The sequence below is a fragment of the Sphingomonas sp. CFBP9019 genome (assembly GCF_034045155.1).
GTDB classification, from domain to species: domain Bacteria; phylum Pseudomonadota; class Alphaproteobacteria; order Sphingomonadales; family Sphingomonadaceae; genus Sphingomonas; species Sphingomonas aerolata.
The window spans coordinates 602,510-628,413 of the sequence record NZ_JAXCWK010000003.1 but is presented as its reverse complement, the minus strand read 5'-3'; the positions used below and the strand labels follow the sequence as shown (position 1 = coordinate 628,413).

Here is a 25,904-nt window from a genome sequence, read left to right as displayed (position 1 = left end):
TCGCCCCTTCTGGATCCGGGAAATATGAGGACTGAACGCCGATGCGTCGAATGGTTTCCTATTGCGATTGGCTCTCACGAATCGCCGCGCTGGTACTTGGCGTCGCCGGCGGGCAATCTGTTGCGATGACACCGAAAAATCCTCCCTCGACACCCCCGATCGTGATCGCGCACCGCGGTGCGAGCGGGCTCCGGCCCGAACATACGCTCGCCGCCTACGACCTCGCGATCGACCAGGGCGCGGACTTCATCGAGCCCGATCTGGTACCGACGAAGGACGACGTGCTCGTCGCGCGGCACGAAAACGCGATCGCCGACACGACCGACGTCGCCGACCATCCCGAATTCGCCAGCCGCCGCACGACCAAGACGATCGACGGGCAGAGTCTCACCGGCTGGTTCGTCGAGGATTTCACGCTCGCCGAACTGAAGACGCTGCGCGCGAAGGAGCGGCTGCCGAAACTCCGCCCCGCCAACACCGCCTATGACGGCCGGTTCGAGATCCCGACGCTCGCCGAGATCATCGCGCTCGCCAAGCGGCGCTCCGCCGAGACGGGCCGCACGATCGGCATCTATCCCGAGACCAAGCATCCGACCTATTTCGCCGGCATCGGCCATCCGACCGACCTGCTGCTGGTCGCGCAGCTCAAGGCGGCAGGGTGGGATTCGGCGACGGCACCGGTGTTCATCCAGTCGTTCGAGGTGAAGAACCTCCAGCGCCTCCACGCGGTGACGCGGGTGCGCCTGATCCAGCTGATCGACGGTGAGGGCGGTCCCGCGGACGGTGCGCAGCCTAGCTATGCCGCGATGATCACGCCCGCGGGCCTGAAGGCGGTGGCGGGCTATGCGTACGGCATCGGCCCGAACAAGGGCATGCTGTGGGCGGGCACGACGCCGTCGCCGCTCGTCGCCGACGCGCATGCGGCGGGGCTGCGCGTCCATCCCTGGACCTACCGCGCGGAGAACATGTTCGTCCCCGACCGCTTCCGTCGCGGCACCGACCCCGCCGCGCACGCCGACATCGACGCGGAGATCGACGCCGGGCTCGCGCAAGGTATCGACGGATTCTTCACCGATTTTCCGCTATACGGGGCGCAGGCGCGCGATCGGCTGCGCGCGGGAGTGAAGTAGATGCGTAAGGTTCTTCCCGTTCTGGCGATCCTGCCCCTGATGACCGCAGGCTGCATCAGCACCGCGACGTCGATCGTGAAGGCGCCGTTCCAGGTCGCGGGCAAGGCGGTCGACTGGACCACCACCAGCCAGGAGGAATCGGACCGCAACTACGGCCGCAAGATGCGCAAGCAGGAGGCCGAGGAGGGCAAGCAGCGCAAGGAACTCGCCAAACGCTGCAGGAAGGACCCCCGGCGCGGCGAATGCGGGCAATATCAGGGGTATCGCGCGGGGGAGTGATAGCCCCAAAAAAAACACCACCCCGGCGAAGGCCGGGGCCCAGTTGGGAAACGGAGGTAACCTAGCGCTGCCCTCAGTCAGCAACGTCCCCCAACTGGGCCCCGGCCTCCGCCGGGGTGGGTAGGCAGGAAATCGCTGGAATCTCAGCTCAAAACCACCACATCACCGTAGCCGGAAACGGCGTCCACCACCCGACCCGCACGCCTGCAAACCGCAGCGCATCCCCCGTCCACGCGTTGCACGTCGCCACCCCGCTATAATGCCCCCGCGCGTCGTAGAACGCGTCATAACCGGCATAGCCCGGATAGGACCGCCCCCCCGGCCGGATCGTCGCCGCGATATACCCCGCCAGCCGCCGATACTCGCGCTCGCTCAGCATCACCGCGCGCACATCGCCACCCGGCACCGGCGCGGCGAGATGCTCGACATGCAGCAGCACCGCGTCGCTGCCGGTCGCCGACGCCAGCACGGTCCGCAGCTTCACGTCCGCCCAGGTCGGCGTCTCGAGGAAGAACGCCTTCTCCCCCCAGCCGATCGCCAGGTGATCGGACGCGGCATAACGCGGGTCGCGCAGGTCGCCGGGCCGGGCAAACCCGCGCCAGTCCACCCCGGCCGCGACCTTCGGCACGATGATCCCGCTATGCACCCCGTTGCTCTCGACGAAGATGCGTATGCCGCGCGGGGGAGGGCGCCAGTCGCGGTTGGTCGGGATCGCCCCGCCGACCAGTCCCGCCACCGCATAGCTCGCAGCCAGTGCGAGGACGACCGCAAGGATCCTTAACGACCAATGAATCCAGCGCGTTTCCGTTGTCATTCGGTCATGCTAGACGATGGCCATGCTAGAAGAAACGCACGTGCTCAGCACGCCGCCCGAAGGGGCACCCGACTGGACGATCCCGCAGAACTGGTCGAGCTATACCGCCGAGGATCACGCGACCTGGGACACGCTGTTCGCGCGCCAGTCGAAACTGCTCCCCGGCCGCGCCTCGAACGCGTGGTTGCGCGGGCTCGATGTGCTCAAACTCTCGAAGCCCGGCATTCCCGATTTCGAGGAACTGTCCGAACGGCTGATGAAGCTCACCGGCTGGTCGGTCGTCGCGGTGCCCGGCCTCGTCCCCGACGACGTGTTCTTCGATCACATGGCCAATCGCCGCTTCGTCGCGGGCAACTTCATCCGCCGTCCCGACCAGCTCGATTATCTCCAGGAGCCCGACGTCTTCCACGACGTGTTCGGCCACGTGCCGATGCTCGCCGACCCGGTCTTCGCGGATTATCTGGCGGCTTATGGCCGCGGCGGCCAGCGCGCGCTCGGGCTCGACGCGCTCAAATATCTCGGCCGGCTCTACTGGTACACGGTCGAATTCGGCCTGATCGCCGAGCCCGAGGGGCTTCGCATCTACGGCTCGGGCATCGTCTCGAGCTTCGCCGAAACCCGCTTCGCACTCGACGACCCCAGCCCCAACCGCATCGCGCTCGACCTCGCGCGCGTGATGCGGACGGAATACCGGATCGACGATTTCCAGCAGAACTATTTCGTCATCCCGAGCTTCGACGAACTGCTCCGCCTGACGGTGGAGACCGATTTCGCACCGCTGTACGAGGAGCTGAAGGCCCAGCCCGACATCCCCGTCGCCCGGATCGAACCCGGCGACGCCGTACTGACCCAAGGCACGCAGGACTATGCGAACGCCAAATCCACACGCGCCGCATAAAGCCACCACCCCGGCGAAGGCCGGGGCCCAGTTGGGAAGGCTGTGCGATTCATGCGCGAAGGTTCACCCAACTGGGTCCCGGCCTCCGCCGGGGTGGTGCCGGGTGTGAGGCGAGGCGCAGGCCACGCCCCGATGTTCCCCCGCGAAGGCGGGGGCCCAGTCTGGACCCCCGCCTTCGCGGGGGAACAGGCGTCCTGGGGAGGCGCTCCAAGATATCCAACGCCCGGCCGTATCACCTCGTCGAACCGAACGCAGCCTCACCCACAAACCACCCCGGCGAAGGCCGGGGCCCAATCGGGATAGCGGTGCGATTCGTGCGCGAAGGTTCACCCTATTGGGCCCCGGCCTCCGCCGGGGTGGCGCGCGGGGGAACAGGGCGACCGCAGGATCAGATATCCAGCGCCCACCCGTCGCGCCCCTTGGGATCGAACGGCCCGTCCGCCACGAACCGCGTCGCCCCCGCGCGCAGCCGCAGCACGCTCCAGTCCCCGCGCCGGTCGACCGCCTCCAGCGAGCACCCGCACGCTTCATACGCCGCAACCACGCCCGCGCGCTGCGTCTCGAGCAGCCCCGCCAGCACGATCGTCGCCCCCGCATCGGCGATCGACGCGATCTCGGGCGCCATCGACACGAGCGGCCCCGCCAGGATGTTCGCGATCACCAGGTCATAGGGTGCGCGCGCGACGATCGCGTCGTCGAGCGTCCCGTCGGCCACCACCAGGTCGATCCCCGCGACGCCGTTCAGGTCCGCATTCTCCTGCGTCACCTCGATCGAGACCGGATCGATATCCGTCCCCATCACCGCCGCCTCGGGCCACAGATGCGCCGCGGCAAAGGCGAGCAGCCCGGTCCCCGTGCCGATATCGATGACGTTGGCGAAAGCCGCATCCGTCAGCCCGTCGAGCATCGCCAGGCACCCGCTGGTCGTCTCGTGATGCCCCGTCCCGAACGCGCGGCTCGCCTCGATCAGGAAGGCGCGCTTGCCCGCGGGCACCGCGTCGGCATGCGCGCGGGTGTGGACGAAGAACCGCCCGACCGACAGCGGCTCGAGCCCCGCCTGGCTCATCGTCACCCAGTCCGCCGCGGCCAGCCGCTCGACCGCGATTCTGGCCCCCGTCGCGCTCGGCACCAGCGCGCGCACCGCCGCGACCGTGTCGGCGCCCGGCTCATGCTCGAAATACGCATCGAGCCGCCAGGACTCGACGTCGTCCTCGATCTCCTCGGTGGTCATCAGCACCGCGTCGCCCGGGATCGCGTCGCCCAGATCGCCGCTCGCATCGATCGCCTCCGCCTCTGCGCGCGTGCAGGGGAGGGTGAGTTTCCAGCTCTCAGCGGACATGGCTGGCGCCGTTCACGTCGATCACCGCGCCGGTCATCGAGGCCGGCGCCTCGAGCGCGCAATAGCGTGCGACCGAGGCGACTTCGGCGGGGTCCGCCACCTTGCCGAGCGGAATGTCGGCGAGCAGCGCATCACCGCCGCGGCTCGACAGATACTCCTCCGCCATCCCGGTCATCGTGAAGCCGGGGCAGATCGCAAAGGCGAGGATCCCCTCGCGGGCATAGCCGCGCGCGATCGTCTTGGTCATCGCCACCATTCCCGCCTTCGACGCGGCATAATGCCAGTGCGCGGGCGAATCGCCGCGATAGGCGGCGCGGCTGGCGATGTTGACGATCCGGCCCGCAAACCCGCGCGCCTGCCAGTGCAGCGCCGCGAGCCGGCACAGTTCGGCGGACGCGGTCAGGTTGATCCGCATCGTCCGCTCCCACTGAGCGGTCCAGTCCGCATCCTCAAGCGGGCTCGCCTCGAACACCCCGGCATTGTTGATCAGCACGTCGATCGTGCCGCCCGCCTGTTCCAGCGCGGCGGTCCACAGCGCGGTCGGCCCGGCGGGATCGGCAAAGTCGGCGGGGAGCCCGCTCGCGCTGCCCCCGTTGCTGCTCTTGTGCCCGATGACGGTGGCGCCTGCGTCGGTCAGCGCCTGGTGAATGGCCGCGCCGATGCCCCGGCTCGACCCTGTGAGTAGGATGGTCATGCCCGGGGCCTTAGCGCGCCCGGTAAGGGTCCGTCACCTGCCCGATTGCACAGCGGTGAGGTCGCTCACGCGACGCTGGACGAAAACCCGTCGGCGGCACCGCGCAGCACGCTCAGCTTGTCGTCGATCAGCCCGAAATCCTGGCCGAGCAGCGTGATCTCGTTGGCGACCGCCTCCGCATCGCCGCGGATCATGTCGATCGTCGCGGACATCGTGTCGGCGGCCAGCGCGGTCTCGTCGACCGCGGCGGTGATCGACGCGACGGTCCGCGCCTGCGCGTCCATCGCCTGGCGGATCCGCAGCGCGCTGTCCTGGACCTCGCCGACGGTCGTGCGGATGCCGACGCTGGTCGTCACCGAACTGTGCGTCGCGGCCTGGATCGCGGCGATCTTGGTCGCGATGTCGTCGGTCGCGCGTGCGGTCTGGCTGGCGAGGCTCTTCACCTCCTGCGCCACCACCGCAAAGCCGCGCCCGGCATCGCCCGCGCGCGCCGCCTCGATCGTCGCGTTGAGCGCGAGCAGGTTGGTCTGCCCCGCGATCGTGCGGATCAGACCCAGGATCGATTCGATCGACTGGGCATGCGCGCTCAACGTCTCGGACATCCCGACCGCGTCGGTCGCCTGTGCCGACGCGCGGTTGGCGATCTCGGCGGCCGCCTCGACCTCGATCCGCGCGCCCTCGATCGCACAGATCAGTCCCGAGGCGGTGTGCGCGGCCTCACGCATCGCCAGCGCGGACTGTTCGGCGGCGGCGGCGACCTCGCTCGTCTTGCCCAGCACGCTGCGGGTCGAGGTCGACGCGCCCATCGCCTGGACGCGGATCCGCGCGCCCAGCTCGGCGGTGTCCTCGATCGACGTCGCGATGCTCTCACGGAACGCCGCCGCCCGCGCGCTGCGGGCGATCCGCGCCGCCTCGGCATCGGACGCGCTCAGATGCGACGCCATGATGTCCGCCTCGATCAGCGCGAGCCGCTGGATCACGTCGCCCAGCATCCGCATCGACGCGGTGTCGGTCCCGACCCGCTCGGCGATCAGCCCGAGCGTGACGCTGTGCGCGAACGCCAGCGCGGCGAGCAAGGCGGGCAGCGGGATGTTCGCCTTGCGCGACTGGACCGCATGGTCGATCGCGATGTCCCGCCACGCCAGGTCATAGGGGGAGAGATATTTCAGCCGGACATAGTCCGCGCTCGCGACGATGCTGCGCTCGAGTCGCTCGGGGGTGAAGGCAGGCCGGACATGAAGCGCGCTCTCGAGCGAGAGGTAATGCCGCCAGAACGTCTCCGCGATCAGCCGGTGGTCGGCGGCATCCAGCATCGCAGTCAGCGTCGCGCAGCTCGGCCCGATCGCGCCGTCCCAGTCATAGTCGCGCACGCGTTCGTACAGCGGCCGGCCATCATTGCCCCAGTCCAGCGTGCCGTGTGGCACGCCATTGCTCATGCGGTCGATCGGCGCGGTCATGCTCCCCCCTTGTGCCCTCCGTTATGCAGCCACCTTCGCGATGAATACGCCCGCGCTGGTCTTCAGATTGCTCAGCCGGCTGTCGAGCATGTCGAAGCCCCGGCCGACGCCGTCGATCTCGGTCGCCACCATTTCGGTATCCGCCCTGATCGCCGCGATCGTCGTCGACATCGAATCGGCGGCGAGCGCGGTCTCGTCGACCGCGGCGGTGATCGCGGTGACGGTCTGCGCCTGCGCCTCCATCGCGTGACGGATCCGGTCGGCGCTGTCCTGCACCTCCGCGACGGTCGCCTTGATGCTCGCATTGGTCGCGACCGTGCCGCGCGTCGCCGACTGGATCGCGGCGATCTTGGCGGCGATGTCGTCGGTCGCGCGCGCGGTCTGGCTGGCGAGGCTCTTCACCTCCTGCGCCACCACCGCGAAGCCGCGCCCGGCATCGCCCGCGCGCGCCGCCTCGATCGTCGCGTTGAGCGCGAGCAGGTTGGTCTGGCCGGCAATGTCTCGGATCAGCCCCAGGATCGACTCGATCGACTTGGCGTGATCGCTCAGCGCCTCGGACATGCCGACCGCGTCGGTCGCCTGTGCGGATGCGCGATTGGCGATCTCGGCCGCGGCCTCGACCTCGCTGCGTGCATCCTCGATCGCGCGGATCAGCCCTGCGGCGGTCTGCGCGGCCTCGCGCATCGCCACCGCGGACTGTTCGGCGGCGGCGGCCACCTCGCTCGCCTTGCCCAGCACCGCGCGGGTCGAGGCCGAGCTGCGCACCGCCTGTTCGCGCAGGACATGCCCCTCGTCGGTCGCGGTCTCGACCATCGTCGCGATTCCGTCGCGGAATTCGACCGCCAGCGTGTCGCGCGCGCCCTGCGCCGAGAAGTTGCGATATTTGGTATAGATCGCCACGGTGATCTCACCTTCCAGCGCCGACAGCCTCATCAGCGTGTCGATATACAAGGAAAGTCGGTCATTGTCGCGCGCCACGCTCTGCATCAGCACGCCGAGCGCGGCACGGTCGCTCGCGCTGATCATCGACAGCAGCGCCATCGGCGACACGTCGGCGGCATAGGCCGCGGCGACCGACCGCTCGACCGATTCGACCCAGCCGCGCGCATTGGTGTTGAGGAAGCGGTCGCGCAGGAAATTGCAGCCGACCTCGATCATCGCGTCGGCCTCGTGCGGCGACCAGATCCGCTCGTTGCTGAAACAGCGCTGCCACTGTTCCCAATAGGCCTGGGAGATCGTGACGACATGCGGTTCGATCAGCGCCCAGAGCTCGCGGCTGGCCGCCGCGAGCGAGCCGTCAAAGTCGAACGCGCGCAGCCGTGCGGCCAGGTCGATCTGGATGGCGATCGACCCGGGGGCCGGCATGTCGAGTGAGGTCAAAGGGTAAACTCCGGATCGCGTTGCCCGGCAAGCGCTAACGGTGATTCCTTAAGGCCAGGTTAGGGATCGATGCCGCGGGGCAGGGGGCGCCCGCCGCCCCGCCCGACCAACCGTCCGGCGGCCCCTGTGCATTGCCCTGGGTTATCAAGCCGGGCGGCGATGGGTTGCATCGCAGCACATGGCGTCTAATAGACCGGCAAACCGTTCGTTACTCGCCCTTCGTACTCGAGGACACAGCCCTTGGCATCGCGCAACCCGGCACGCCCGCTTTCTCCCCATCTGCAGGTCTATAAATGGGGCCCGCACATGCTGGTCTCGATCCTGCACCGCGCGACCGGCAGCGGCATGGCGACCGTCGGCAGCCTGCTGCTCGTCTGGTGGCTCGCCGCGATCGCGTCGGGGGATCAGGCCTATGCGACCTTTGTCGACGTGTTCACGACCGATACGGGCGGGCTCAACATTCTGGGCTATGTCATCGGCATCGGCCTGACCTGGTCGCTGCTCCAGCACATGATGACGGGCATCCGCCATCTGGTGATGGACACCGGCGCCGGTTTCGAACTCAAGCGCAACCGTATGGGTGCGCGCGCGACGATCCTGGCCAGCACGCTGCTGACGGTCGCCTTCTGGCTCTACATGGGGATGAAGTAATGGGTTCGGGTACGCCAGTCGGCCGCGTCCGCGGTCTGGGCAGCGCCAAGCACGGCACGCAGCATTGGTGGCAGCAGCGGCTGACCGCCGGCGCCAACATCTTCCTGATGGCCTGGCTGATGGTCGCGGTCGCGCGGATGCCCGCCTATGACTATGCCTCGGTGCATCTGTGGCTCCAGTCGTCCTGGGCGGCGATCCCGATGGCGTTGCTGATCCTGTCGGTCTTCTACCACTTCCGTCTCGGTCTTCAGGTCGTGATCGAGGATTACATGCACGGCGAAAGCCGCGTCGTGACGATGATCCTGCTCAACCTGTTCACCTTCACGCTGGGCGGCATCGCCCTGTTCGCGATCCTGAAGGTCGCCTTCTCCGGAGCTCCTGCGTAATGTCAGCTGCCTACAAGATCATCGATCATACCTATGATGCGGTCGTCGTCGGGGCCGGCGGCTCGGGCCTGCGCGCCACGATGGGCATCGCCGAGAGCGGGCTGAAGACCGCGTGCATCACCAAGGTCTTCCCGACCCGGTCGCACACCGTCGCCGCCCAGGGCGGCATCGCCGCGTCGCTCGGCAACAACTCGCCGGATCACTGGACCTGGCACATGTTCGATACCGTCAAGGGTTCCGACTGGCTCGGCGACCAGGACGCGATCGAATATCTGTGCCGCGAGGCGCCGCAGGCGGTGTACGAGCTCGAACATGCCGGCATGCCGTTCAGCCGTAACGAGAACGGGACGATCTATCAGCGTCCGTTCGGCGGCCACATGCAGAACATGGGCGAGGGCCCCCCGGTCCAGCGCACCGCCGCTGCCGCCGATCGCACCGGCCACGCGATGCTCCATGCGCTCTACCAGCAGAGCCTGAAGTACAATACGGACTTCTTCGTCGAGTATTTCGCGCTCGACCTGATCATGGAGAACGGCGTCTGCCGCGGCGTGATCGCTTTGTGCATGGAAGACGGTTCGATCCACCGCTTCCGGAGCCACCAGACCGTGCTCGCCACCGGCGGTTACGGCCGCGTCTATTTCTCGGCGACCTCGGCGCACACCTGCACCGGTGACGGCAATGCGATGGTGCTCCGCGCCGGGCTGCCGCTCCAGGACATGGAGTTCGTCCAGTTCCACCCGACCGGCATCTACGGCGCGGGCGTTCTCATCACCGAGGGCGCGCGCGGTGAGGGCGGCTACCTGACCAACTCCGAGGGCGAGCGCTTCATGGAGCGCTATGCCCCGTCGGCGAAGGACCTCGCCTCGCGCGACGTCGTCAGCCGCTCGATGGCGCTCGAAATGCGCGAAGGCCGCGGCGTCGGCAAGAACGGCGACCACATCTTCCTGCACCTCGATCACATCGATCCGAAGGTTCTGGCAGAGCGCCTGCCCGGCATCACCGAGACCGGCAAGGTCTTCGCGGGCGTCGATCTCACGCGCCAGCCTTTGCCCGTCACGCCAACCGTGCATTACAACATGGGCGGCATCCCGACCAACTTCCACGGCGAGGTCGTCAACCTCGTCGGCGGCAACCCCGACGCGGTCGTCCCCGGCCTGTTCGCGGTCGGTGAGGCCGCCTGCGTCTCGGTTCACGGCGCCAACCGTCTCGGCTCGAACAGCCTGATCGATCTCGTGGTGTTCGGCCGTGCGACCGGCCTGCGGATCCGCGACACGCTCAAGCCCGGCACCGCGCACGCGCCGCTGCCCAAGGAGTCGGAAGATCTCGCGCTCACGCGTCTCGACACGTTCCGCAACGCGAGCGGCGGGTCGCCGACCGCGCAGATCCGTCTCGACATGCAGCAGACGATGCAGAAGCATTGCGCCGTGTTCCGCGACACCGAACTGCTCAACCAGGGCGTCGAGAAGATGGCGGGCATCTACAACCGGATGACCGACGTCGCCGTGAAGGATCGCAGCATGATCTGGAACACCGATCTGGTCGAGACGATGGAGCTCGACAATCTGATCGGCCAGGCCGTCGTCACGATGAACTCGGCCGCCAACCGCACCGAGTCGCGCGGCGCGCACATGCACGAGGATTTCCCCGAGCGTGACGATGCCAACTGGATGAAGCACACCATCACCACCTTCGACGGCTGGGGCGGCAAGGGCGGTCAGACCAAGATCGATTTCCGCCCGGTGCACGACTACACGCTCACCGACGACGTCGACTACATCAAGCCCAAGAAGCGGGTCTATTGATGATCTGGGCCATCATCGCGATCGGGTTCCTTGTGCCCGTCGCGGTGGGGCTGCTGACGCGGTTCCCGCCGATGATCGCCGGCTTTCTCTGGCCGGCGATCGTCGCGATCGGCACCGCGATCTATATCTACGGCATCGAAACGCGCGCCCCCGGCGAAGACCCGCAGAAGATCGCCATCACCTTCTTCGCGCTCTTCTCGCTCGCCGGCGGCGTCCCCGGCGGCCTGGTCGGCTGGATCCTCCAGCACAAGCGACAGGCCGATCCGGCACTCGACCGGGACGTCTGACCTCAGGGGGCGGCGGGCGCATTCGCTGCCGCTTCCAGACGATCTGCCAGCCACATCTTGATGAGCGCCTGACGCGTGACGCCACGCTTGCGGGCTTGCACGTCGAGACTCTCTACCATCCACGTGGGGAAATCGACGTTCACGCGCTTGGCCTCCAGCGCAGGCTTGCGTGGGCTGGACCAGTCGAAATACGCGCTGACATCCTCGCCCTCGTCAAACCGCCGGTCGAGTTCGTCGGCTGAGATAGCCTTGTGCAGCACGGATTTAGCCGGTGCGGGCGCGTTCATAAGCCAGTTCCTCATAATCTCTCGCGCGGCGAACCGAGATGATCCGGGTCGCCGTACCGCGATCGGTGACGATCGCCGTCCACAGGCGATCGCCGATCCGGCCGATCACCAGTTGCCGGTCTTCGCCCACATGGCGCTGGGCCGATCCGACGACGATCCGCTCGTCATCGCCCCACAGCGCCTGAGCTTCGACGAAATCAATCCCGTGCTTGACCGCGTTGGCCGCGCTCTTGTCCGGGTCGAATTCGAACATGGCCAACTCTACCGCAATTTCGGTATAGAATCTATACTCCCGGTCTTTTGCGGACGACATCGGAACCGCGCGATACCGCGGTAAGTTTGCCCGCGCATGACCGACACCTCCCCCGCTTCGAACGCGCGCAACTATCCGTTGCTCGCCGTCCCCCATGTCCAGCTGCACGGCCCCGTCGACGACGCGATGTACGACAGCTTCAAGGCGCAGGTCGCGGCCGCGCCGACCGAGGGGCCGCTCGTCGTCTCGATCACCACGCTCGGCGGCGACCCCGAAATGGCGCGCGCGATGGGCGACCATATCCGCCTGCTGCGCGAATATACCGATCGCGAGACGCTGTTCCTCGGCAAGGTCGCGGTCTATTCGGCGGGCGCCACCTTCATGTCGGCCTTTCCCGCCGACAGCCGCTTCCTCACGCGCAACAGCCGCCTGATGATCCATGAGCGCCAGATGACGAGCACGATCCAGCTCAACGGCCCGCTCAACGCGCTGTCCTATACGCTGAAGGCCAAGCTCCACGAGATCGAGGATTCGATCAACATCCAGGAAGAGGGCTTTCGGGATCTCGTCCGCGGTACCAAGGTCGATATCGAGGAGCTGAAGGCCAAGGCGCCGTCCAACTGGTATATCGAGGCGGAGGAAGCGCGCGATCTCGGGCTGATCCTCGACATCATCTGACGGTTGCGGCGGTCCGTGCCCCGCCCCACATATGACTCATGTTGCACCCGCGAAGCTAAGGATTTGCGGGCAGGGCCCCTGTCATGTATCGGCTCTGACAACCTTGTCATCACACCACGGACGGACCGCTCGCAATGGCCGAATTCTCGCTCCCGAAAAACAGCGTCGTTAAGAAGGGCGTCAAGCACGCCTCGACCAGCGGGGGCAAGCGGCTGAAATCGTTCAAGGTGTATCGCTACGATCCCGATAGCGGCGAAAATCCCCGTTACGATACGTTCGAGCTCGACCTCGACGAGACCGGCCCGATGGTGCTCGACGCGCTGATCAAGATGAAGGGCGAGCAGGACAGCTCGCTGACCTTCCGCCGTTCGTGCCGCGAGGGGATCTGCGGTTCCTGCTCGATGAACATCGACGGCAAGAACGGTCTCGCCTGCACCACCGCGATCGAGGATTGCAAGGGCGAGGTCCAGATTACCCCGCTGCCGCACATGGACGTGATCAAGGATCTCGTCCCCGACTTCACGCATTTCTACGCGCAATATTCGTCGATCAAGCCCTGGCTCCAGACCGTCACCCCGCCGCCCTCGGGCAAGGAGCGTCTCCAGTCGCCCGAGGATCGCTCGAAGCTCGACGGCCTGTACGAGTGCATCCTGTGCGCCTGCTGCTCGACCTCGTGCCCGAGCTATTGGTGGAACGCCGACAAGTTCCTCGGCCCGGCGATCCTGCTCCAGGCCTATCGCTGGCTCGCCGACAGCCGCGACGAGATGACCGGTGAGCGGCTCGACGAGCTCGAGGATCCGTTCCGCCTCTATCGCTGCCACACGATCATGAACTGCGCCAACGCCTGCCCCAAGGGCCTCAACCCCGCCAAGGCGATCGCCGAGATCAAGAAGATGGAAGCCGAACGGATCGTCTGATCTGAGGGGGTGGAGGGCGGTCCCCTCGCTCTCGCCCCGCCTCGCTCCACCCTCCGTTCGTGCTGAGCGAAGTCGAAGCACAGGCCCGGGGCAGGGCGCGGCGCTCCCCCACCCCCGTTCGTGCTGAGCGAAGTCGAAGCACAAGCCCGGGGCAGGTGGTGGCGCTCCCCCAACCCCGTTCGTGCTGAGCGAAGTCGAAGCACAGGCCCCGGGGCAGGGGGTGGCGCTCCCAAAGTCCTTCGACTTCGCTCAGGACGAACGGAACTCATGACCGATACCCCCCATTTCCTCGACGCCGAAGACCCCGCAAACCCCGGCTGGCGCAGCTGGACCCTGTCCGACCCGACCCGGTTCAACACGCTGCTCGGCCCCATGCTCTACCGCGTCGACGGCCACCGCGTCCGCGTCCGCATCACGCCCGAGCGTCGCCATTCGAACCTGCAGGATAATGTGCACGGCGGCGCGCTGCTTGGCTTCATCGACGTCGCGCTGTTCGCCGCCGCGCGTGGCTTCGGGCTGATCACCGCCGGCACGGCCGTGACGCTCGACCTCAACACCCAGTTCATCGGTGGCGGCCGGATCGGCGCCCCGATCGAGGCGCAGGTCGAGGTGCTCAAGGAAACCGGCCGCCTCTTGTTCCTGCGGGGCCTCGTGGTGCAAGGCGACGACGAGGCAAAGATCGCGGCCTTCTCCGCGACGATCCGCAAGCCGTCGCCTAAGCCGCCGAAGGGCTGACCCCGACCGCTATCACCACCCCGGCGAAGGCCGGGGCCCAGTTGGGACACGATCATTGTTCAAGCGTAGCGATCCATCACGGCAACCTTTCCCCCTGGGCCCCGGCCTCCGCCGGGGTGGTAAAGACCAATGACCGTCCTCGCCGCCTACGAAGCGCTTGTCGCCTCGGGTGAACTCCGCCCCGACCCCGAACAGGCCGCCGCCGCCGCGCGCCTGAACACGCTCGCCACCGAACTCGCCGCACCCGTCGCGACCGGCTTCTTCGCGCGCTTTGCGAAAAAACCGGCGCCGCGCGGCGTCTATCTCTGGGGCGGGGTCGGCCGCGGCAAGTCGATGCTGATGGACCTGTTCTTCGCCGAGGTCGCGGTCGAGAAGAAGCGGCGCGTCCATTTCGGCGAGTTCATGCTCGAGGTCCATGCGCGCATCGCCGCCGAGCGTCGCAAGGAGGTCGGCGACCCGATCGTCCCCGTCGCCACCGCGATCGCCGAGGAGACCCGGCTGCTCGCGTTCGACGAGATGATGGTCACCAACAGCCCCGACGCGATGATCCTGTCGCGGCTCGTCACCTCGCTGCTTGATTCCGGCGTGACGATCGTCACCACCTCGAACCGCCCGCCCGCCGATCTCTACAAGAACGGCCTCAACCGCGAGCATTTCCTCCCCTTCATCGCGACGATCGAACAGCGGCTCGACGTCCTCCCGCTCAACGGCCCCGTCGATTACCGCCGCGACCGGCTCGGCAGCCAGGACACCTGGCTCGTCCCCAACGGCCCCGAGGCCACCGCGCAGCTCTCCGCCGCGTTCTTTCGCCTCACCGACTTCTCGCCCGACGACAGCGAGCATGTCCCGTCCGAGGAGCTGATCGTCCAGGGCCGGGCCCTGCGCGTGCCCAAGTCGCTGAAAGGCGTCGCGGTGTTCAGCTTCAGGAAGCTGTGCGGCGAGGCGCGGGGGGTGGCCGACTATCTCGCCATCGCCCGCAAATTTCACGCGATCATCCTCGTCGGCATCCCCAAGCTCGGGCCCGAAAACCGCAACGAGGCCGCGCGCTTCGTCGGGCTGATCGACGCGCTCTACGAGCACAAGGTCAAGCTGCTCGCCGCCGCCGACGCGCAGCCGGGCGATCTCTACACGAGCGGCGACGGCCGGTTCGAATTCGACCGCACGATCAGCCGTCTGGAAGAGATGCGCTCCGAGGAGTATCTGGCGGAAGGGCATATCTGACGCACCCCAAACATCACCCCGGCGAAGGCCGGGGCCCAGTTGGAAAGGCCGTCGTAACGAAGACCTGCGCATAGTTTGCACCGTCCCCCAACTGGGCCCCGGCCTTCGCCGGGGTGGTTCAGCGCACGTCGGCAAGCTTATTGCTCCTGCGAACGACTTGCAATAACGCGACCACTTTTCCGCTTTAACGGTTGCCGTAGCGCCATAATGCGCGTAACCGGCGTCACCAATCACCCCGCACATCAGACGGAGACGGATTGGAATGGCTCGCAAGAAGATCGCGCTGATCGGCGCCGGTAACATCGGCGGCACGCTCGCGCACCTCGCAGCACTCAAGGGTCTGGGCGACATCGTCCTGTTCGACGTGGCCGAGGGCATCCCCCAGGGCAAGGCGCTCGACCTGTCGCAGTGCGGCCCGGTCGAAGGCTTCGACTCGACGATCACCGGCTCGAACGACTATGCCGACATCGCCGGTGCGGACGTCATCATCGTCACCGCCGGTGTCGCACGCAAGCCCGGCATGAGCCGCGACGACCTGCTCGGCATCAACCTGAAGGTCATGAAGGCCGTGGGCGAGGGCATCAAGGCCAACGCACCGAACGCGTTCGTCATCTGCATCACCAACCCGCTCGACGCGATGGTCTGGGCGCTGCGCGAATTCTCGGGTCTGCCGCACCACATGGTCGTCGGCATGGCCGGCGTGCTCGACTCGTCGCGCTTCAGCCACTTCCTCGCCGACGAGTTCAAGGTCTCGGTCAAGGACGTCACCAGCTTCGTGCTCGGCGGCCACGGCGACACGATGGTCCCGGTCATCAGCTACTCGACCGTCTCGGGCATCCCCGTCCCCGATCTCATCGCGATGGGCATGTCGAGCCAGGAAAAGATCGACGCGATCGTCAAGCGCACGCGCGGCGGCGGCGGCGAGATCGTCGCGCTGCTCAAGACCGGCTCGGCCTATTACGCGCCCGCCACCAGCGGCATCGCGATGGCGGAGGCCTATCTCTACGACCAGAAGCGCGTCCTGCCGGCTGCGGCCTACGTCTCGGGTGAATACGGCCTCGACGACCTGTATGTCGGCGTGCCCGTGGTGATCGGCGCCGGCGGCGTCGAAAAGATCGTCGAGATCAAGCTCGACGACGAAGCCAAGGGCAACCTCCAGGTCTCGGTCGACGCGGTCAAGGAACTGATCGTGGCGTGCAAGGGTATCGACGGTAGCCTGAACTGATTTGAGGACATGAGCCGATCTGCTGTTCCCCGGCGAAGGCCGGGGTCCAGTTGGGAGAAGTCCCGTGATGGATACCGCCTTCTGCGTCTACATCATGGCCAGCAGGCGTAACGGCACGATCTATCTCGGCGTCACCAGCAATCTTCCCAAGCGTGCTTGGGAGCATCGCAACGGGGTCGTCGCAGGATTTACGAAGAAATACGGTTGTCATCTACTCGTCTGGTACGAAGTCTATGATGATCTGGACGCCGCCCGGCAGCGTGAGCTGCAGATGAAGGAATGGAAACGGGCCTGGAAGGTGAAAGCGATCGAAGGGATGAACCCGAACTGGGATGATCTGTTTGATACGCTGACGCCAGACTGACCTGCCTTCCCAACTGGGCCCCGGCCTCCGCCGGGGAACGAGAGAGAGAAAACTAGATGAGCATCCTCGTCGACAAGAACACCAAGGTCATCACGCAGGGCATGACCGGCGAAACCGGCAGCTTCCACACCAAGATGGCGCTGGAATACGGCACGCAGATGGTCGGTGGCGTCACCCCCGGCAAGGGCGGTACGACTCACCTCGACCTCCCCGTCTACAACACCGTCGCCGAGGCGAAGTCGGTCACCGGCGCGACCGCGTCGGTCATCTACGTGCCGCCTCCCTTCGCCGCCGACTCGATCCTCGAGGCGATCGACGCACAGATCGAGCTGATCGTCGCGATCACCGAGGGCATTCCCGTGCTCGACATGGTCAAGGTCAAGCGCGCGCTCGCGGGCTCCAAGTCGCGCCTCATCGGCCCGAACTGCCCCGGCGTGCTGACCCCCGGCGAGTGCAAGATCGGCATCATGCCCGGTTCGATCTTCAAGAAGGGCTCGGTCGGCGTTGTCAGCCGTTCAGGCACGCTCACCTATGAGGCGGTCTTCCAGACCTCGAACGCAGGCCTTGGTCAGACGACCGCGGTCGGCATCGGTGGCGATCCGGTCAACGGCACGAACTTCATCGACGTGCTCGAGCTGTTCCTCGCGGACGACGAGACCAAGTCGATCATCATGATCGGCGAAATCGGCGGCGACGCCGAGGAGCAGGCCGCACAGTTCCTGATCGACGAGGCCAAGCGTGGCCGCAAGAAGCCGATGGCCGGCTTCATTGCGGGCCGCACCGCACCTCCGGGTCGTCGCATGGGCCATGCCGGTGCGATCGTCTCGGGCGGCAAGGGCGATGCCGAGAGCAAGATCGCGGCGATGGAAGCTGCCGGGATCAAGGTCTCGGAAAGCCCCAGCCTGCTCGGCGAGACGCTGCTGAGCGTGCTGAAGGGTTAAGTCAAAGAAGGCTGTTCCCCCGCGAAGGCGGGGGCCCAGTCTGGGCTCCCGCCTTCGCGGGAGAACACGGAAGGCGAGTGACATGGGCTACGAAGGCCAGGATTTCAGCGATATCGCAGCCGGCGTCAGCCCGGCGTTCGTAGAGACGCTCTACGCCAAGTTCACCGCCGATCCGGCCTCGGTCGAATCCGGCTGGCGGACGTTCTTCGAGGGGCTCGAAGGCTCCGCGCAGGGCCCGAGCTGGGAAAGCGCGCGCTGGCCGCTGACCACCACGGACGATCTGACCGCGGCGCTCGACCCGACCCAGATGGAGCCCGCGCCCAAGCCCGCAAAGGGTGGCGGCAAGCCTGCTCCCGCCGCCGCCGCGCCCGCGCCCGTCTCGAAGGACGAGATCGCCAAGGCCGCGGCCGACGCGATCCGCGCGCAGCTGCTGATCCGCACCTACCGCGTCCGCGGTCACCTCGCCGCCAATCTCGATCCGCTCGGCCTGTCGAAGCGCGAGATGCCCGAGGATCTGAAGACCGAATATCACGGCTTCTCCGACGCCGACATCGACCGCAAGGTCTATCTCGGCGGCACGATGGGCTTCGAATGGGCGACCATCCGCGAGCTCGTCGACACGCTGCGCAAGAATTATTGCGGCAATGTCGGCCTCGAATACATGCACATCGCCGATGTCGAGGAGCGTCGCTTCCTCCAGGAGCGCATGGAAGGCCAGGATAAGGCGATCGAGTTCTCCGTCGACGGCAAGAAGGCGATCCTCAACAAGGTCATCGAAGCCGAGCAGTGGGAGAAGTTCCTCGGCAAGAAGTATGTCGGCACGAAGCGCTTCGGGCTCGACGGCGGCGAATCGATGATCCCCGCGCTCGAATCGGTCATCAAGTATGGCGGCCAGATGGGCGTGCGCGAGATCGTCATCGGCATGGCGCATCGCGGTCGTCTGAACGTGCTCGCCAACGTGATGGCAAAGCCGCTCCGCGTCATCTTCCACGAATTCGCCGGCGGATCGGCCAACCCCGATGACATCGGCGGCTCGGGCGACGTGAAGTATCACCTCGGCACCAGCACCGACCGCGAGTTCGACGGCCACAAGGTTCATATGAGCCTCGTCGCCAACCCGTCGCATCTCGAGGCTGCCGATCCGGTCGTGCTCGGCAAGACGCGCGCGATCCAGACGCTCAACAACGATCTGAAGGACCATGTCGCCTCGCTCCCCGTGCTGATCCACGGCGACGCGGCGTTCGCGGGGCAGGGGATCGTCTGGGAGTGCCTCGGCTTCTCAGGGATCCGCGGCTACAACACCGGCGGCTGCGTCCACTTCATCATCAACAATCAGGTTGGCTTCACGACCAGCCCGCAGTTCGCGCGCTCGTCGCCCTACCCGTCGGACGTCGCCAAGGGCGTCCAGGCGCCGGTCTTCCACGTCAATGGCGACGATCCCGAAGCGGTGACCTTCGCCACCAAGATGGCGATGGAATTCCGTCAGAAGTTCCACCGCGACATCGTCATCGACATGTGGTGCTATCGCCGCTTCGGTCATAACGAGGGCGACGAGCCCTCCTTCACCCAGCCGCTGATGTACGACATCATCCGCAAGCATCCCGGCGTCAGCTCGGTCTATGGCAACCGCCTGATCAAGGAAGGCGTGATCGACCAGCCCTGGATCGACGAGAATGTGAAGCAGCTCACATTGCGGCTCGAGGGCGAGTTCGAGGCGGGTGCGTCGTACAAGCCGAACAAGGCCGACTGGTTCGGCGGTCGCTGGACCGGCCTCAGCGCGCCGACCGACGGTGCGTCCGCGCGCCGCAACGTCGAGACCGGCCTCAGCCAGAAGCTGTTCGACTCGCTCGGCCGCACGCTGACGACCGTTCCCGAGAGCGTGAAGATCCACAAGACGCTCGCGCGCGTGCTCGACGCCAAGCGCGAGATGTTCAAGTCGGGCAAGGGCTTTGACTGGGCGACCGGCGAGGCGCTCGCGTTCGGCGGCCTGCTCTCCGAAGGATACGGCGTCCGTCTGTCCGGCCAGGATTCGGGCCGCGGCACCTTCTCGCAGCGTCACGCGGTGTGGGTCGACCAGACCGACGAGCACAAGTACGTGCCGCTGCAGGAGATCGAGCACGGCAATTTCGAGGTGCTCGACAGCCCGCTGTCCGAGTACGGCGTGCTCGGCTTCGAATATGGCTATGCGCTCGCCGACCCGAAGACACTCGTCCTCTGGGAAGCGCAGTTCGGCGATTTCGTCAACGGCGCGCAGATCATGATCGATCAGTTCATCACGTCCGGCGAGTCGAAGTGGCTTCGCGCCAACGGCCTCGTGATGCTGCTCCCGCACGGCTATGAAGGGCAGGGGCCAGAACACAGCTCGGCCCGTCCCGAACGCTTCCTCCAGTCCTGCGCGGACGACAATATCCAGGTCGCGAACTGCACCAGCCCGGCGAATTATTTCCACCTGCTCCGCCGGCAGATGCACCGCAACTTCCGCAAGCCGCTGATCGTGATGACCCCCAAGTCGTTGCTCCGTCACAAGCTCGCGGTGTCGAACGCCGAGGACTTCCAGGGTGACAGCCACTTCCGTCGCCTCCTGTCCGACACCAACGGTGCGGCCGACGTCGATACCAAGCGTCTCGTCCTGTGCACCGGCAAGGTCGCCTATGACCTGATCGAGGCGCGCGATGCGGCGGGCGACACCGACACGCAGATCGTCCGCGTCGAACAGCTCTATCCCTTCCCCGGCAACCCGATCGCCGAGCGCGTCGCGAAGATGCCGAACCTGGAAGAGATCGTCTGGGCGCAGGAAGAGCCGAAGAACAACGGCTATTGGTTCTTTGTCGAGCCGCTGATCGAGGAGGCGCTGGCCAGCGTGAATTCGCCGGTCAAGCGTGCGCGCTACGCCGGGCGCAGCGCCTCGGCCTCGCCCGCGACCGGCCTGATGAAGCGTCACCAGGCCGAGCAGGGCGCGCTCGTCGCCGACGCGCTCGGCCACAGCGTCCGCGACGAAATCCGCCGCACCCGCGCGAACTAAACTGTCTTCTACCACCCCGGCGAAGGCCGGGGCCCAGTTGGGATGGTAGATATAATTGAGCGAAACGCCGGCCAATCAGCGTTTCGTAACTGGACCCCGGCCTACGCCGGGGTGGAGGAACCGAGAAAATGGCAACCGAAGTCACCGTCCCCGTCCTGGGTGAATCGATCACCGAAGCCACCCTCGGCGAGTGGCTGAAGCAGCCCGGCGATCCCGTCGCCGTCGACGAGCCCATCGCCAGCCTCGAGACCGACAAGGTCTCGGTCGAGGTGCCCTCGCCGGTCGCCGGCGTCATGGGCCAGCACGCGGTCGCAGTCGGCGACACGGTCCAGGTCGGCGCGATGCTCGCCACGATCGACTCGGGCGACGGCGCCGCCGCTGCGCCTGCCAAGGCCCCCGAGCCCGCCGCGACCGCAACGCCCGCGGCACCCGCCAAGGACGAGTCCGGCGCAGGCTATGGCGACCAGCCCGGCGCCGGCACCAGCGACTCGCCCGCAGCCCTCTCGCCGTCGGTCCGCCGCGCGGTGCTCGAGCACGGCGTCGACCCCGGCACCGTCAAGGGCACCGGCCGTGACGGTCGCATCACCAAGGAAGACGTGACCGCCGCCGCCTCGAGCAAGCCCGCTCCGGCCGCAGCACCTGCGCCCGCACCGGCCGCAGCGCCCGCAGCCTCGGGCCGCGGTGAAGAGCGCGTCCGCATGACGCGCCTGCGCCAGACGATCGCCAAGCGCCTCAAGGAAGCGCAGAACACCGCCGCGATGCTGACGACGTTCAACGACGTCGACATGACCGCGGTGATCGAGGCGCGCGCCAAGTACAAGGATCTGTTCGAGAAGAAGCACGGCGTCCGCCTCGGCTTCATGGGCTTCTTCGTGAAGGCCGCGACCATGGCGCTGCGCGACATCCCGTCGGTCAACGCATCGATCGACGGCGACGACATCGTCTATCACGATTACGCCGACATCTCGGTCGCGGTCTCGTCGCCGGGCGGCCTCGTCGTCCCCGTGATCCGCGATGCCGACCAGATGTCGGTCGCGACGATCGAGAAGACGATCGGCGACTTCGGCAAGCGCGCCAAGGACGGCGCGCTCAAGATGGACGAGATGAAGGGCGGCACCTTCACCATCTCGAACGGCGGCGTGTTCGGTTCGCTGATGTCGACCCCGATCATCAACCCGCCCCAGTCCGCGGTCCTCGGCCTCCACCGCATCGAGGAGCGCCCGGTCGTCGTGAACGGCCAGATCGTCATCCGCCCGATGATGTATCTCGCGCTCAGCTACGATCACCGCCTGATCGACGGCCGCGAAGCCGTGACGTTCCTCGTCGCGCTCAAGAACGCGATCGAAGACCCGACGCGCATCCTGATCGACCTGTAAATATCTAACCACCCCGGCGCAGGCCGGGGCCCAGTGGGGAAGGCCGCGGTGACGAAGCGCCTCGCCCTCCCCATATATCTCCCAACTGGGCCCCGGCCTGCGCCGGGGAAGTAAGAGAGAAGCGACAATGGCTGACTATGACTATGACGTCCTCGTAATCGGCGCAGGCCCCGGCGGCTACGTCGCCGCGATCCGCGCCGCACAGCTCGGGCTGCGCACCGCCTGCGCCGAGAGCCGCGATACGCTCGGCGGCACCTGCCTCAACGTCGGCTGCATCCCGTCCAAGGCGCTGCTGCATGCCTCCGAGCTGTACGAGGAGGCCAAGGCCGGTCACATGACCAAGTTCGGCGTCGAGTTCACCGGCGTCACGCTCAACCTCGACCAGATGCACGCCGAAAAGGCCAAGGCCGTCAAGGAACTGACCGGCGGCGTCGAATTCCTGTTCAAGAAGAACAAGGTGACCTGGCTGAAGGGCAAGGCCGCGTTCCAGGACGCGCACACCGTCGACGTCGCGGGCCAGACGGTCACCGCCAAGAACATCGTCATCGCCACCGGCTCGAGCGTGATGCCGCTCCCCGGCGTCGAGGTCGACCAGACCACGGTCGTCGACTCGACCGGCGCGCTCGCGCTCCCCAAGGTGCCCGAGCACATGGTCGTCATCGGCGGCGGCGTGATCGGTCTCGAACTGGGCAGCGTCTGGCGTCGCCTCGGCGCGAAGGTCACGGTCGTCGAATTCGTCGACCAGATCCTCCCCGGCTTCGACGGCGAAGTCCGCCGCGAGAGCGCCAAGCTCTTCAAGAAGCAGGGCATGGAGCTGAAGCTCTCGACCAAGGTCACCGGTGTGACCGTCGACAACGGTGTCGCGACCGTCACCGTCGAGCCCGCTGCCGGCGGCGCGTCCGAGACGATGACCGCCGACGCAGTGCTCGTCTCGATCGGCCGCAAGGCGAACGTCGACGGCCTCAATCTCGAAGCCATCGGCCTCGAGCTCAACAAGCGCGGTCAGATCGAGACCGACCACAGCTTCAAGACCAAGGTCGACGGCGTGTGGGCGATCGGCGACTGCGTCCCCGGCCTGATGCTCGCGCACAAGGCCGAGGACGAGGGCGTCGCGGTGGCCGAGAACATCGCCGGCCAGACCGGCATCGTCAACGAGGACGTCATCCCGTCCGTCGTCTACACGATGCCCGAAATCGCCGGCGTCGGCCTCACCGAGGAAGCCGCGAAGGACATGACCGCCGAATCGGGTGGCATCAAGGTCGGCAAGTTCCCCTTCGCCGCCAACAGCCGCGCCAAGACCAACCGCGACACCGACGGCTTCGTCAAGGTCATCGCCGACGCGAAGACCGACCGCGTGCTGGGCGTCTGGATCGTCTCGAGCCTCGCCGGCACGCTGATCGCCGAAGCCGCCATCGCGATGGAATTCGGCGCGACCAGCGAAGACATCGCCTACACCTGCCACGCGCATCCGACGCATGCCGAGGCGCTGAAGGAAGCGGCGATGGCCGTACAGGGCAAGCCGATCCACATCTGAGTCCGACCGCGCGAGGGCCGTAGCGCAAGCTACGGCCGAGCACCCGGCGGTCGGACCGGCCGGCGGCGCTCCAGCGCCGTCCGACGACAGGGGCTTAGCCCCTGTCCGGCCAAGCCCGCTCCAAGCTGCGTTTCGGAAGGGCGTCGGTGGAAACCCCACCGGCGCCCTCTCCACGTCTCCCGATCGCGCGCGAAACATACCCGCTCTCAAGCCCAAACCCCATGAGCGACCGCACCCCCCTCCGTCATCCCGGCGAAAGCCGGCACCCACGGTCACGGCGAACCCGGCGATACGGCGTCGTCATAACCCGGCCCGCGACCATGGGTCCCGGCGTCCGCCGGGATGACGGGAAGGGGAGGCGCCACAAAATCGCTCCCGCACCCGCCACAACCCGCCCCCCCCCGTCATCCTGGCGAAAGCCAGGATCCAGAGCTGCAAGCGTAACCCCCTGCGGCTCTGGATCCTGGGTCGAGCCCGGGATGACGGCACCGGGTGGGCGCAACATGTCTCTCGCCATCGATCGCCGGGCCGTAGCGGCAGGCAAACCCGCAACGACCCGCACCCCATCCGTCATCCCGGCGAACGCCGGGACCCATGGTTACGGCGGACCCGGCGATCCCGTGCTGCCATAACCCTGTCCGCGGCCATGGGTCCCGGCGTCCGCCGGGATGACGGGAAGGGGAGGCGCCACAAAATCGCTCCCGCCCCCGCGACGACCCACACCCCTCCCGTCATCCCGGCGAAAGCCGGGACCCAGAGCCCCAAGCGCAGGCACCCGCGGCGCTGAGTCCCGGTTCGGGCCGAAATGACGACAGGCAGGGGGTTGCCTCGTACCCTGCCAACCTCCACCAACCGCTCACCCGCACCTCACCGCATCCAGCCCTCACCTCGGGTCGAAACTGAGCCAGATTAGTGCAGTTGTTAGCAATCCGTTTACCAGCCCGGCATAGCCACTCGTCTCCACGCCGCGGCGACGCCATCGTCGCGACCGGCCGTGCAAGGAGCCTGCCCGTGCGTGCGTTGATGATCCTGGCGGTAGGAACGGCCTGTCTCGCCGGCTGCGCGACGCAGCCCCGGGGCGGTAGCGCGGGCAAGGCCCCGGCCGTTGCGGCGGACCCCGCACCGGCCGCCCCAAACTGGACGACGATCGCGACGCCCGACGACCGCGCCCGGCTCGCGGCGCTCGGCGACAACTGGACGCGCGCGCGCGCCGCGGTGCCCAGACGGCTGGCGGGGCGGATCGCGGCCGAGGGTGCGCTGCTCGATCCCGCAGGCGCACTCGACCTTCCCGCGCTGTCGCCCGGCTCCTATCGCTGCCGGCTGGTCCGGCTCGGCGGGCGGGCGGGCTATGCGAGCTTCGCGCCCGATTTCTGCTATGTCGACGGCGACGGCGCGGGGCTCTCCTTCACCAAGCAGACCGGCACGACGCTGCCCGGTGGCTGGCTGCACCCCGACACCGACCGGCGGCAGGTGTTCCTCGGCACCGTCCGCACCACGCCCGCGCAGGTCGCGCCGCCCTATGGCACCAACCCGGCACGCGACGTCGCGGGCGTCGTCGAACGCGTCGGCCCGCTGCGCTGGCGCCTCGTGATGACGCGCGCGGGGCAGGGCGCGATCCTCGATCTCTACGAACTGGTCCCGGTGCCGCCTGCGACGCCCGCGACGCCGCGCTGAGCACAGAATCCTCCCCCTTGCGGGGGAGGATCGTGGGAAGTCAGCCCTTTGGCGGCTTGGCGAAGTTCGCCGCGAAGCGTTCCAGGCCTGATGCGAACGAGTCGATCACCTTCGCGAATTCGGGCGGCAGCGCAGCAGCGTCGCTCTTGGGCGGTTCCGGCGTCTCGCCCGCGAACGGCCCGCTGCCCGCCGTCGACGCGCCCGGAGCCTCCGGCGAAGCCTCGGCCGAGGATTCGGGCGGCTTGGGCGGCTTAGGCGGCTCGGGCGATGCAGGTGGCGGCGTCGCACCGCGCATATCCTTCGCCGTGATCGCGATCGCCGCCATCATCAGCCCGGCCGCGATCACCTGGCGTCCCGCGGGCGTGCCCATCTGCCGCGTCAGCGCCGCCGCGATCCCCGCGAACGGTGCCGCGCCGCCATGCTTGCCCGCCTTGGCGGAACAGCGCGCCTCGAAACCCTCGCCTTTCGTCGCGCCCGTCTCGGCCTCGCGCTCGCGCGCCTCGCGTTCGCGACGCTCCTTCTTCTTGCCCATCTCGGTCTCCAGCACTGTATTGTACTAA

At 67.2% G+C, this 25,904-nt stretch carries 26 protein-coding genes; 18 read left to right on the top strand and 8 right to left on the bottom strand.

Going from position 1 to position 25,904, the window contains the following annotated elements:
• Positions 1–125: 125 nt before the first annotated feature.
• Positions 126–1,130, top strand: a complete 1,005-nt coding sequence (locus SOM18_RS10985) for a glycerophosphodiester phosphodiesterase (RefSeq protein WP_320481743.1) — start codon at positions 126–128, stop codon at positions 1,128–1,130.
• The gene (locus SOM18_RS10980; RefSeq protein WP_031396071.1) at positions 1,131–1,409 is read left to right on the top strand and encodes a hypothetical protein; all 279 of its coding nucleotides are present in this window, start codon (positions 1,131–1,133) and stop codon (positions 1,407–1,409) included.
• A 148-nt stretch (positions 1,410–1,557) separates the two neighbouring features.
• Here SOM18_RS10980 and SOM18_RS10975 read toward each other — a convergent pair whose 3' ends face one another.
• Positions 1,558–2,223, bottom strand: coding sequence for a TIGR02117 family protein (locus SOM18_RS10975; protein WP_320481647.1), 666 nt, complete (start codon positions 2,221–2,223; stop codon positions 1,558–1,560).
• Positions 2,224–2,245: 22 nt separating this feature from the next.
• Between SOM18_RS10975 and phhA the strand changes: the two genes are divergently transcribed.
• Positions 2,246–3,121 carry a phenylalanine 4-monooxygenase gene (gene phhA / locus SOM18_RS10970; protein ID WP_031440123.1) on the top strand — a complete coding sequence of 292 codons (876 nt, stop codon included), beginning with the start codon at positions 2,246–2,248 and terminating at the stop codon, positions 3,119–3,121.
• A gap of 388 nt (positions 3,122–3,509) precedes the next feature.
• On the opposite strand, the gene SOM18_RS10965 is transcribed toward phhA, so the two are convergent.
• The 4 genes from SOM18_RS10965 to SOM18_RS10950 all read right to left on the bottom strand — a co-directional run bounded on the left by SOM18_RS10965 (position 3,510) and on the right by SOM18_RS10950 (position 7,976).
• On the bottom strand, positions 3,510–4,460 hold the full coding sequence (locus tag SOM18_RS10965; protein WP_320481646.1) for a 50S ribosomal protein L11 methyltransferase: 951 nt from the start codon (positions 4,458–4,460) through the stop codon (positions 3,510–3,512).
• The gene (locus SOM18_RS10960; protein WP_320481645.1) at positions 4,450–5,154 is read right to left on the bottom strand and encodes an SDR family oxidoreductase; all 705 of its coding nucleotides are present in this window, start codon (positions 5,152–5,154) and stop codon (positions 4,450–4,452) included. Before SOM18_RS10960 ends, SOM18_RS10965 begins: the two co-directional genes overlap by 11 nt.
• A 65-nt stretch (positions 5,155–5,219) precedes the next feature.
• Positions 5,220–6,611 carry a methyl-accepting chemotaxis protein gene (locus tag SOM18_RS10955; protein ID WP_200874018.1) on the bottom strand — a complete coding sequence of 464 codons (1,392 nt, stop codon included), beginning with the start codon at positions 6,609–6,611 and terminating at the stop codon, positions 5,220–5,222.
• Positions 6,612–6,632: 21 nt separating this feature from the next.
• A complete protein-coding gene (locus SOM18_RS10950; protein ID WP_031440118.1) occupies positions 6,633–7,976 on the bottom strand; it encodes a methyl-accepting chemotaxis protein in 1,344 nt (447 codons plus the stop codon).
• A gap of 321 nt (positions 7,977–8,297) precedes the next feature.
• Between SOM18_RS10950 and sdhC the strand changes: the two genes are divergently transcribed.
• From sdhC to SOM18_RS10930, 4 genes are read left to right on the top strand one after another with little or no spacing between them, the layout of a single operon-like run.
• Entirely contained in the window at positions 8,298–8,642 is a 345-nt protein-coding gene (gene sdhC, locus SOM18_RS10945) for a succinate dehydrogenase, cytochrome b556 subunit (protein WP_031393660.1), read from the top strand.
• On the top strand, positions 8,642–9,028 hold the full coding sequence (sdhD, locus tag SOM18_RS10940; protein ID WP_031440117.1) for a succinate dehydrogenase, hydrophobic membrane anchor protein: 387 nt from the start codon (positions 8,642–8,644) through the stop codon (positions 9,026–9,028). Before sdhC ends, sdhD begins: the two co-directional genes overlap by 1 nt.
• A complete protein-coding gene (gene sdhA, locus SOM18_RS10935; RefSeq protein ID WP_320481643.1) occupies positions 9,028–10,830 on the top strand; it encodes a succinate dehydrogenase flavoprotein subunit in 1,803 nt (600 codons plus the stop codon). The genes sdhD and sdhA overlap by 1 nt, the downstream gene beginning before the upstream one ends.
• Positions 10,830–11,117, top strand: coding sequence for a hypothetical protein (locus SOM18_RS10930; protein WP_031393663.1), 288 nt, complete (start codon positions 10,830–10,832; stop codon positions 11,115–11,117). The genes sdhA and SOM18_RS10930 overlap by 1 nt, the downstream gene beginning before the upstream one ends.
• Before the next feature lie 2 nt (positions 11,118–11,119).
• On the opposite strand, the gene brnA is transcribed toward SOM18_RS10930, so the two are convergent.
• Positions 11,120–11,404, bottom strand: a complete 285-nt coding sequence (brnA, locus tag SOM18_RS10925) for a type II toxin-antitoxin system BrnA family antitoxin (protein WP_197976043.1) — start codon at positions 11,402–11,404, stop codon at positions 11,120–11,122.
• Complete coding sequence (locus tag SOM18_RS10920; protein ID WP_081874214.1) at positions 11,382–11,717, bottom strand: BrnT family toxin; 336 nt, start codon at positions 11,715–11,717, stop codon at positions 11,382–11,384. The genes brnA and SOM18_RS10920 overlap by 23 nt, the downstream gene beginning before the upstream one ends.
• A 36-nt stretch (positions 11,718–11,753) precedes the next feature.
• Here SOM18_RS10920 and SOM18_RS10915 point away from each other — a divergent pair, with 36 nt between their 5' ends.
• The 11 genes from SOM18_RS10915 (at position 11,754) to SOM18_RS10865 (ending at position 25,344) form a co-directional block, all read left to right on the top strand.
• Positions 11,754–12,335, top strand: coding sequence for a ClpP family protease (locus SOM18_RS10915; protein WP_031393666.1), 582 nt, complete (start codon positions 11,754–11,756; stop codon positions 12,333–12,335).
• 134 nt (positions 12,336–12,469) lie between these two features.
• A complete protein-coding gene (locus SOM18_RS10910; RefSeq protein WP_031393667.1) occupies positions 12,470–13,252 on the top strand; it encodes a succinate dehydrogenase iron-sulfur subunit in 783 nt (260 codons plus the stop codon).
• Between the two features lie 267 nt (positions 13,253–13,519).
• A complete protein-coding gene (locus SOM18_RS10905; protein ID WP_031440115.1) occupies positions 13,520–13,987 on the top strand; it encodes a PaaI family thioesterase in 468 nt (155 codons plus the stop codon).
• Between the two features lie 129 nt (positions 13,988–14,116).
• Positions 14,117–15,208, top strand: coding sequence for a cell division protein ZapE (gene zapE / locus SOM18_RS10900; protein WP_320481641.1), 1,092 nt, complete (start codon positions 14,117–14,119; stop codon positions 15,206–15,208).
• A gap of 262 nt (positions 15,209–15,470) precedes the next feature.
• Positions 15,471–16,433 carry a malate dehydrogenase gene (gene mdh / locus SOM18_RS10895; RefSeq protein WP_031440112.1) on the top strand — a complete coding sequence of 321 codons (963 nt, stop codon included), beginning with the start codon at positions 15,471–15,473 and terminating at the stop codon, positions 16,431–16,433.
• Between the two features lie 67 nt (positions 16,434–16,500).
• Positions 16,501–16,797, top strand: a complete 297-nt coding sequence (locus SOM18_RS10890; RefSeq protein WP_031440111.1) for a GIY-YIG nuclease family protein — start codon at positions 16,501–16,503, stop codon at positions 16,795–16,797.
• A gap of 56 nt (positions 16,798–16,853) precedes the next feature.
• A complete protein-coding gene (sucD, locus tag SOM18_RS10885) occupies positions 16,854–17,738 on the top strand; it encodes a succinate--CoA ligase subunit alpha (RefSeq protein WP_031395407.1) in 885 nt (294 codons plus the stop codon).
• A gap of 82 nt (positions 17,739–17,820) precedes the next feature.
• The gene (locus SOM18_RS10880; RefSeq protein ID WP_031440110.1) at positions 17,821–20,760 is read left to right on the top strand and encodes a 2-oxoglutarate dehydrogenase E1 component; all 2,940 of its coding nucleotides are present in this window, start codon (positions 17,821–17,823) and stop codon (positions 20,758–20,760) included.
• Between the two features lie 128 nt (positions 20,761–20,888).
• Positions 20,889–22,136 carry a 2-oxoglutarate dehydrogenase complex dihydrolipoyllysine-residue succinyltransferase gene (gene odhB, locus SOM18_RS10875; protein ID WP_320481640.1) on the top strand — a complete coding sequence of 416 codons (1,248 nt, stop codon included), beginning with the start codon at positions 20,889–20,891 and terminating at the stop codon, positions 22,134–22,136.
• 127 nt (positions 22,137–22,263) lie between these two features.
• A complete protein-coding gene (lpdA, locus tag SOM18_RS10870) occupies positions 22,264–23,670 on the top strand; it encodes a dihydrolipoyl dehydrogenase (RefSeq protein ID WP_320481639.1) in 1,407 nt (468 codons plus the stop codon).
• A gap of 1,011 nt (positions 23,671–24,681) precedes the next feature.
• Positions 24,682–25,344: a DUF4893 domain-containing protein gene (locus SOM18_RS10865; RefSeq protein ID WP_320481638.1), complete on the top strand. Its 663-nt coding sequence runs from the start codon at positions 24,682–24,684 to the stop codon at positions 25,342–25,344.
• 40 nt (positions 25,345–25,384) lie between these two features.
• Here SOM18_RS10865 and SOM18_RS10860 read toward each other — a convergent pair whose 3' ends face one another.
• Entirely contained in the window at positions 25,385–25,876 is a 492-nt protein-coding gene (locus tag SOM18_RS10860; protein WP_320481637.1) for a hypothetical protein, read from the bottom strand.
• Positions 25,877–25,904 lie beyond the last annotated feature (28 nt).

Coding starts and splice junctions, on each gene's coding strand:
- SOM18_RS10985 (WP_320481743.1), top strand. CDS start 126: ATGACACCGAAAAATCCTCCCTCGACACCCCCGATCGTGATCGCGCAC.
- SOM18_RS10980 (WP_031396071.1), top strand. CDS start 1,131: ATGCGTAAGGTTCTTCCCGTTCTGGCGATCCTGCCCCTGATGACCGCA.
- SOM18_RS10975 (WP_320481647.1), bottom strand. CDS start 2,223: ATGACAACGGAAACGCGCTGGATTCATTGGTCGTTAAGGATCCTTGCG.
- phhA (WP_031440123.1), top strand. CDS start 2,246: ATGCTAGAAGAAACGCACGTGCTCAGCACGCCGCCCGAAGGGGCACCC.
- SOM18_RS10965 (WP_320481646.1), bottom strand. CDS start 4,460: ATGTCCGCTGAGAGCTGGAAACTCACCCTCCCCTGCACGCGCGCAGAG.
- SOM18_RS10960 (WP_320481645.1), bottom strand. CDS start 5,154: ATGACCATCCTACTCACAGGGTCGAGCCGGGGCATCGGCGCGGCCATT.
- SOM18_RS10955 (WP_200874018.1), bottom strand. CDS start 6,611: ATGACCGCGCCGATCGACCGCATGAGCAATGGCGTGCCACACGGCACG.
- SOM18_RS10950 (WP_031440118.1), bottom strand. CDS start 7,976: ATGCCGGCCCCCGGGTCGATCGCCATCCAGATCGACCTGGCCGCACGG.
- sdhC (WP_031393660.1), top strand. CDS start 8,298: ATGCTGGTCTCGATCCTGCACCGCGCGACCGGCAGCGGCATGGCGACC.
- sdhD (WP_031440117.1), top strand. CDS start 8,642: ATGGGTTCGGGTACGCCAGTCGGCCGCGTCCGCGGTCTGGGCAGCGCC.
- sdhA (WP_320481643.1), top strand. CDS start 9,028: ATGTCAGCTGCCTACAAGATCATCGATCATACCTATGATGCGGTCGTC.
- SOM18_RS10930 (WP_031393663.1), top strand. CDS start 10,830: ATGATCTGGGCCATCATCGCGATCGGGTTCCTTGTGCCCGTCGCGGTG.
- brnA (WP_197976043.1), bottom strand. CDS start 11,404: ATGAACGCGCCCGCACCGGCTAAATCCGTGCTGCACAAGGCTATCTCA.
- SOM18_RS10920 (WP_081874214.1), bottom strand. CDS start 11,717: ATGTCGTCCGCAAAAGACCGGGAGTATAGATTCTATACCGAAATTGCG.
- SOM18_RS10915 (WP_031393666.1), top strand. CDS start 11,754: ATGACCGACACCTCCCCCGCTTCGAACGCGCGCAACTATCCGTTGCTC.
- SOM18_RS10910 (WP_031393667.1), top strand. CDS start 12,470: ATGGCCGAATTCTCGCTCCCGAAAAACAGCGTCGTTAAGAAGGGCGTC.
- SOM18_RS10905 (WP_031440115.1), top strand. CDS start 13,520: ATGACCGATACCCCCCATTTCCTCGACGCCGAAGACCCCGCAAACCCC.
- zapE (WP_320481641.1), top strand. CDS start 14,117: ATGACCGTCCTCGCCGCCTACGAAGCGCTTGTCGCCTCGGGTGAACTC.
- mdh (WP_031440112.1), top strand. CDS start 15,471: ATGGCTCGCAAGAAGATCGCGCTGATCGGCGCCGGTAACATCGGCGGC.
- SOM18_RS10890 (WP_031440111.1), top strand. CDS start 16,501: ATGGATACCGCCTTCTGCGTCTACATCATGGCCAGCAGGCGTAACGGC.
- sucD (WP_031395407.1), top strand. CDS start 16,854: ATGAGCATCCTCGTCGACAAGAACACCAAGGTCATCACGCAGGGCATG.
- SOM18_RS10880 (WP_031440110.1), top strand. CDS start 17,821: ATGGGCTACGAAGGCCAGGATTTCAGCGATATCGCAGCCGGCGTCAGC.
- odhB (WP_320481640.1), top strand. CDS start 20,889: ATGGCAACCGAAGTCACCGTCCCCGTCCTGGGTGAATCGATCACCGAA.
- lpdA (WP_320481639.1), top strand. CDS start 22,264: ATGGCTGACTATGACTATGACGTCCTCGTAATCGGCGCAGGCCCCGGC.
- SOM18_RS10860 (WP_320481637.1), bottom strand. CDS start 25,876: ATGGGCAAGAAGAAGGAGCGTCGCGAACGCGAGGCGCGCGAGCGCGAG.